Source organism: Streptococcus mitis (assembly GCF_946188695.1).
GTDB classification, from domain to species: Bacteria; Bacillota; Bacilli; order Lactobacillales; family Streptococcaceae; genus Streptococcus; species Streptococcus mitis_DF.
Genome location: NZ_CAMHWI010000012.1, coordinates 56,922 through 64,678 on the forward strand (window position 1 = coordinate 56,922; position 7,757 = coordinate 64,678).

At 44.9% G+C, this 7,757-nt stretch carries 2 protein-coding genes; both read right to left on the bottom strand.

The window, feature by feature from the left end:
* Nucleotides 1–44 precede the first annotated feature (44 nt).
* Entirely contained in the window at nt 45–3,722 is a 3,678-nt protein-coding gene (rpoC, locus tag N8L33_RS06405; RefSeq protein ID WP_050261998.1) for a DNA-directed RNA polymerase subunit beta', read from the bottom strand.
* A 32-nt stretch (nt 3,723–3,754) separates the two neighbouring features.
* Nucleotides 3,755–7,366 carry a DNA-directed RNA polymerase subunit beta gene (gene rpoB / locus N8L33_RS06410; RefSeq protein WP_261059291.1) on the bottom strand — a complete coding sequence of 1,204 codons (3,612 nt, stop codon included), beginning with the start codon at nt 7,364–7,366 and terminating at the stop codon, nt 3,755–3,757.
* Between the last annotated feature and the right edge of the window lie 391 nt (nt 7,367–7,757).

A 7,757-nucleotide genomic window follows, 5' to 3' on the forward strand; every position in this document is an offset into this window, starting at 1 on the left:
GTTTTCAGAAAAGAAAAGAGAACCCGAAGGTTCTCCATTCTCTTTTATTCTACTGTTTCTTCCACAGTTTCAACGGCAGTATCCACAACTACTTCTGTTGTTTCTTCATTTCCTTCTTCCTCTACTGGAGGGTTAAGGTATTCTTCTTCGTTGATAGCATGTGGTTCAAGGTTACGGTAACGGGCCATACCAGTACCTGCTGGGATGATCTTACCGATGATAACATTTTCTTTAAGTCCAAGGAGATGGTCTTTCTTACCACGGATAGCCGCATCCGTAAGGACACGAGTTGTTTCCTGGAAGGAAGCCGCTGACAAGAAACTGTTGGTTTCAAGTGAGGCTTTGGTAATTCCCATAAGGACTGGGCGACCTGTCGCTGGAACTCCACCTGCGATAAGGACATCTTTGTTAGCATCTGTAAAGTCATTGATATCCATAAGGGTACCCATGAGAAGGTCTGTATCACCTGGATCCATGACACGGACTTTACGGATCATTTGACGAACCATTACCTCGATGTGTTTGTCACCGATTTCTACCCCTTGGCTACGGTAAACTTTTTGTACTTCACCGAGAAGGTAAGTTTCAACTGACAAGACATCACGAACTGCAAGGAGACGTTTTGGTTGGATAGAACCTTCTGTCAGAGCGGCACCACGCGCTACTTGGTCTCCAACTTCAACACGCATACGAGCAGTAAATGGAACGACATATTCACCTTCACCAGTTTCGCCCTTAACAAAGACTTTCTTAGTACGAGTTGATGCATCTTCTTCGATAGCTGTAACTTGTCCTTTAACCTCTGTGATAACCGCTTCCCCTTTAGGATTGCGGGCTTCAAAGATTTCTTGGACACGAGGAAGACCCTGAGTGATATCGGTATTTGAGGCAACCCCACCCGTGTGGAAGGTACGCATTGTAAGCTGTGTACCAGGTTCCCCGATAGATTGAGCAGCGATTGTACCAACTGCTTCACCAACTTCAACCGCATCACCAGTTGCCAAGTTGATACCGTAACAGTGACGGCAGACACCATGACGAGTGTTACATGTAAATACGGAACGGATGGTTACTTCTTCCACACCAGCATTGACAATTTCACGCGCCTTATCTTCTGTAATCAACTCATTTGGACCGATAATCACTGCACCAGTTTCTGGATGTTTAACAGTCTTCTTAGTGTAACGACCATTGAGACGCTCTTCAAGTGACTCGATCATCTCTTTTCCTTCTGCGATAGAGCGGATTAAGAGACCACGGTCTGTTCCACAGTCGTCCTCACGAATGATAACGTCTTGGGCAACGTCAACCAAACGACGAGTCAAGTAACCTGAGTCGGCTGTCTTAAGGGCCGTATCGGTCATACCTTTACGCGCACCGTGAGTTGAGAAGAACATTTCGAGTACTGACAAACCTTCGCGGAAGTTTGAAAGGATTGGCAATTCCATGATGCGTCCGTTCGGAGCCGCCATCAGACCACGCATACCGGCAAGCTGTGAGAAGTTTGAGATGTTACCACGGGCTCCAGAGTCCATCATCATAACGATTGGGTTCTTAGGATCTTGGTTGGCAATCAAGCGTTTCTCAAGTTTTTCACGGGCAGCACGCCATTCAGCTGTAACGGCATTGTAACGCTCGTCGTCTGTAATCATACCACGACGGAATTGTTTTGTGATTTGTTCTACACGTTTGTGTGATTCTTCAATTATTTCAGCCTTGTCATCAACGACTGGGATATCGGCAATACCCACTGTCAATCCTGCAAGAGTTGAGTGGTGGTAACCGAGGTTCTTCATACGGTCAAGTAGGGCAGAAGTTTCTGTCGTACGGAAACGTTTGAAGATTTCAGCGATGATATTTCCAAGGTTTTTCTTCTTGAATGGAGGGTTGAGTTCAAGTTTGCTGATAGCTTCCTTGATATCTCCACCAAGTGGCAAGAAGTATTTAGCTGGAACGCCTTCTGTCAAGTTGGCATTGTTTGGTTCTTGCAAGTATGGTAAACCCTCTGGCATGATGTCATTGAAGAGGATTTTACCAACTGTTGTAAGCAAGACCTTGTGTCTTTGCTCTTCTGTCCATGGTTTGTTGAGGCTATCTGTTGCAATACCAACACGTGAGTGGAGGTGAACATAACCATTACGGTAAGCCATAACCGCTTCGTCACGGTCTTTGAAGACCATTCCTTCACCTTCACGACCAGCTTCTTCCATGGTCAAGTAGTAGTTACCCAAAACCATATCCTGTGATGGAGTAACAACCGGTTTACCATCTTTCGGGTTCAAGATGTGCTCAGCAGCGAGCATGAGGATACGAGCTTCTGCTTGAGCTTCTTCCGAAAGCGGTACGTGGATGGCCATTTGGTCCCCGTCAAAGTCGGCATTGTAGGCTTCACAGACAAGTGGGTGCAAGCGAAGGGCCTTACCATCAATCAAGACTGGCTCGAAGGCTTGGATACCCAAACGGTGAAGGGTCGGTGCGCGGTTAAGAAGTACTGGGTGTTCTTTGATCACTTCTTCAAGGATATCCCAGATACGCTCATCTCCGCGTTCCACCAAGCGTTTAGCTGCTTTGACGTTTTGCACGATATCACGCGCAACGATTTCACGCATCACAAATGGTTTAAAGAGCTCAATCGCCATTTCACGTGGCACACCACATTGGTACATCTTAAGCGTTGGACCAACGGCGATAACGGAACGTCCTGAGAAGTCAACACGTTTACCGAGCAAGTTTTGACGGAAGCGTCCTTGTTTACCTTTAAGCATATGGCTCAATGATTTCAGTGGACGACTTCCTGGTCCTGTGATCGGACGACCACGACGACCATTGTCAATCAAAGCGTCAACCGCTTCTTGAAGCATACGCTTCTCATTTTGAACGATGATACCTGGTGCATTCAACTCAAGCAAACGAGCCAAACGGTTGTTACGGTTGATAACACGACGGTAAAGGTCGTTCAAGTCAGATGAGGCAAAACGGCCACCATCCAACTGCAACATTGGACGAAGATCTGGTGGAATAACCGGAAGGATGTTGAGAATCATCCATTCAGGTTTGTTTCCAGACTTGTAAAAGGCATCCAAAACATCCAAACGACGGATAGCTTTGACACGTTTTTGTCCAGTAGCTGTTTTCAACTCTTCTTTAAGTTCAGCAATTTCTTTTTCAAGATCTACTTGTTTCAAAAGGTCTTGGATGGCTTCGGCACCCATCTTGGCAACGAATGATCCATAACCATACTCACGCAAGCGCTCACGGTATTCTCGCTCTGTCATGATAGACTTGTGTTCAAGTGGTGTATCCTTGGGATCAATCACCACATAAGCCGCAAAGTAGATAACTTCCTCGAGGGCACGAGGGCTCATATCAAGGGTCAAGCCCATACGGCTTGGAATCCCCTTGAAGTACCAGATATGAGATACAGGAGCTTTCAACTCGATATGCCCCATACGCTCACGACGAACTTTCGTACGCGTTACTTCAACCCCACAACGATCACAAACAATCCCTCTGTAACGAATGCGTTTGTACTTACCACAAGCACATTCCCAGTCTTTTGTAGGACCAAAGATCACTTCATCAAAGAGTCCTTCACGTTCTGGTTTCAAGGTACGGTAATTGATTGTTTCAGGTTTTTTGACTTCTCCATAAGACCATGAACGGACTTTACTTGGAGAAGCTAGGGTGATTTGCATACTTTTAAAACGATTTACATCAACCACTATTTCTTCCCTTTCTATTCTAAGTGAACTGCTTATTCTTCTTCAGCAGCTTCTTCTGTTGCTTCCGCTTTTGTTGCTCTTTCAGCTTCTTCAGCTTCAAAGGCTGCTTTAGCCTCTTGGGCTGCTTTTTCGCGGGCTTTTTCAAGGTCATCTACGTGGATGACATCTTCGTCCATTCCTTCATCCAAGTCACGAAGTTCCACTTCTTGGTCATCTTCGTCAAGGACACGCATATCAAGACCAAGAGATTGCAATTCTTTGACAAGAACTCGGAAGGATTCTGGAACACCTGGTTTTGGAATTGGTTTTCCTTTTGTAATGGCTTCATAAGCTTTCAAACGTCCGTTGATATCGTCAGACTTGTAAGTCAAGATTTCTTGAAGGACATTTGATGCACCGTAGGCTTCAAGAGCCCAAACCTCCATCTCACCGAAACGTTGTCCACCAAACTGAGCTTTACCTCCGAGTGGTTGTTGGGTAACAGTTGAGTAAGGTCCGACTGAACGAGCGTGCAATTTATCATCAACCATGTGGTGGAGTTTGATCATGTACATGACTCCGACAGAAACACGGTTATCAAACGGTTCACCAGTACGTCCATCGTAAAGGATTGTCTTGGCATCGCTATCCATACCAGCTTCTTTAACAGTTGACCAAAGGTCTTCAGAACTTGCTCCGTCAAAGACTGGTGTTGCGATGTGGATACCAAGAGTACGAGCCGCCATACCAAGGTGGAGCTCCATAACCTGACCGATATTCATACGTGATGGCACCCCAAGTGGGTTCAACATGATATCGACTGGAGTTCCGTCTGGAAGGTAAGGCATGTCTTCTACAGGAACGATACGAGAGACAACCCCTTTATTTCCGTGACGTCCGGCCATCTTATCTCCGACCTTGATCTTACGTTTTTGAGCGATGTAGACGCGAACCAGCATATTAACACCTGATTGCAACTCATCTCCATTTGCACGTGTAAAGATCTTAACATCACGAACGACACCATCGGCACCGTGTGGTACACGAAGAGAAGTATCACGCACTTCACGAGATTTATCTCCGAAGATAGCGTGCAAGAGACGTTCTTCAGCTGAAAGGTCTTTCTCACCCTTAGGTGTTACTTTACCTACAAGGATATCACCTTCTTTAACCTCAGCACCGATACGGATAATACCCATTTCGTCAAGGTCTTTAAGGGCATCTTCACCAACGTTTGGAATTTCGCGAGTGATTTCTTCAGGCCCAAGCTTTGTATCGCGTGTTTCTGATTCGTATTCTTCAAGGTGAACAGATGTGTAGACATCGTCTTTCACCAAGCGTTCGCTCATGATAACGGCATCCTCGAAGTTGTAACCTTCCCAAGTCATGTAGGCAACGATTGGGTTTTGTCCAAGCGCCATTTCTCCATTTTCCATAGAAGGTCCGTCAGCGATGAAATCGCCTTTTTCAACGACATCGCCAACTTTTACGAGAGTGCGTTGGTTGTAGGCAGTACCTGAGTTTGAGCGACGGAATTTTTGGATGTGGTAAACGTCCAATGAACCATCTTCACGACGAACTTCTACCTTGTCAGCATCTGCGTAAGTAACTTTACCATCATACTGAGCAATCACAGCCGCTCCAGAGTCGTGGGCTGCTTGGTATTCCATACCAGTACCAACATAAGGTGCCTGAGGATTGATCAATGGCACAGCCTGACGTTGCATGTTGGCTCCCATGAGGGCACGGTTGGAGTCATCGTTTTCCAAGAAAGGAATACATGCTGTCGCAACGGCAACTACCTGTTTTGGTGATACGTCCATGTAGTCAACAACATTAGCTGGATACTCTTGGTTGACCCCTTGGTGACGTCCCATGACAACTTTTTCAGCAAATGTTCCATCTTCATTCAGACGAGAATTAGCCTGTGCTACAGTAAATTCATCTTCTTCATCGGCTGTCAACCAAACGATTTCGTTCGTGACAACACCTGTTTCACGGTCAACCTTACGGTATGGTGTTTGAACAAAACCATACTTGTTCAAGTGCCCGTAAGATGACAAGTTATTGATCAAACCGATGTTAGGTCCTTCAGGTGTCTCGATTGGACACATACGACCATAGTGAGTGTAGTGCACGTCACGGACTTCATATCCAGCGCGGTCACGTGTCAAACCACCAGGTCCCAAGGCTGACAAACGGCGTTTGTGAGACAACTCAGAAAGCGGGTTGTGTTGGTCCATGAACTGTGACAACTGTGATGAACCAAAGAATTCTTTAACCGCAGCTGTTACAGGACGGATATTGATAATTTGTTGTGGTGTCAAGACTTCGTTATCTTGAACAGACATACGTTCACGAACATTACGTTCCATACGAGAAAGTCCAAGGCGTACTTGGTTGGCAAGCAATTCACCAACCGCACGGATACGACGGTTCCCAAGGTGGTCGATATCATCTACACGGCCAAGTCCTTCAGCCAAGTTGAGGAAGTAGCTCATCTCAGCAAGGATATCTGCAGGAGTGACGATACGAACCTTGTCATCTGGATTAGCATTACCAATGATTGTTACGACACGGTCTGGATCAGTTGGAGCAACAACCTTGAATTTTTGAAGAACAACTGGCTCAGTCACAACCGCAGCATCATTTGGAATGTAGACAATCTTGTTCAAATCACCATCCAAATAGCTTTCAATACTTTCAATCACGCTACGAGTCATGATTGTTCCAGCTTCTACCAAGATTTCTCCTGTTTCAGGGTCTACCAATGGTTCCGCAATTGTTTGGTTGAGCAAACGTGTTTTGACATTGAGTTTTTTATTGATCTTGTAACGACCAACTGCTGCCAGGTCGTAACGACGTGGGTCAAAGAAACGAGCCACAAGCAAGCTACGTGAGCTTTCAGCAGTCTTAGGCTCACCTGGACGAAGGCGTTCGTAAATTTCTTTCAAAGCTTCGTCTGTACGAGAGTCCATTGGGTTCTTGTGGATATCTTTTTCAACAGTGTTGCGAACCAATTCGCTGTCACCAAAGATATCAAAGATTTCATCATCACCTGAGAAACCAAGCGCACGAACCAAGGTTGTAAATGGAATCTTACGAGTACGGTCGATACGAGTGTAGGCAATATCTTTTGAGTCGCTTTCAAGCTCCAACCAAGCTCCACGGTTAGGGATAACAGTTGAACCGTAGCCCACTTTACCGTTTTTGTCTACTTTATCATTAAAGTAAACACCTGGTGAGCGGACCAACTGAGATACGATGATACGTTCACCACCATTGATGATGAAGGTACCCATTTCTGTCATGATTGGGAAATCACCAAAGAAAACTTCTTGGGTTTTAATTTCGCCTGTTTCTTTATTGATCAAGCGGAAGGTTACAAAAATTGGTGCTGAGTAGCTAGCATCGTGGATACGAGCTTCTTCTAGCGTGTATTTTGGTTCCTTGATTTCATATCCAACAAATTCCAACTCCATTGTGTCTGTGAAGTTTGAAATTGGCAATACATCTTCAAACACTTCCTTAAGACCGTGGTCTAGGAAAGCTTTGAATGAGTCAGTTTGAATTTCAATCAAATTTGGTAAGTCAAGAACTTCTTTGATTCTTGAAAAACTACGACGGGTACGATGTTTCCCGTATTGAACGTCATGTCCTGCCAAGATGATTCTCCTTTGTAAATAAGTTCCAAGCCTTGTCAATCAGGCTTTCTAATCGTCATATGGTTGTAAAACCCCTATCACCGTGTCCTTTGGGCGAATTTTCAGAATCTTTAAGTCTTTGTTACAAATGCTCGAAATCCTGAAAAAAAGCACAAAAAGAGCAGCTAAATCTGACTTTTTCAGAAGATTTAACTGCTGTGAGCCTTGTCTGGACAATATTTCAGACAAAACCTACGACAAATGATTACTCATATTATACCCTATTTAGCTAGATTTTTCAAGGGGATTAACGATTTTTTGACAAAATCTTTTCCTACGTAACTTCTCAAAGTAACTTCCATCTCTCTCCCAAAACTGGAAGTTAGTCTCAGACGACGAATTATGCTAGAAT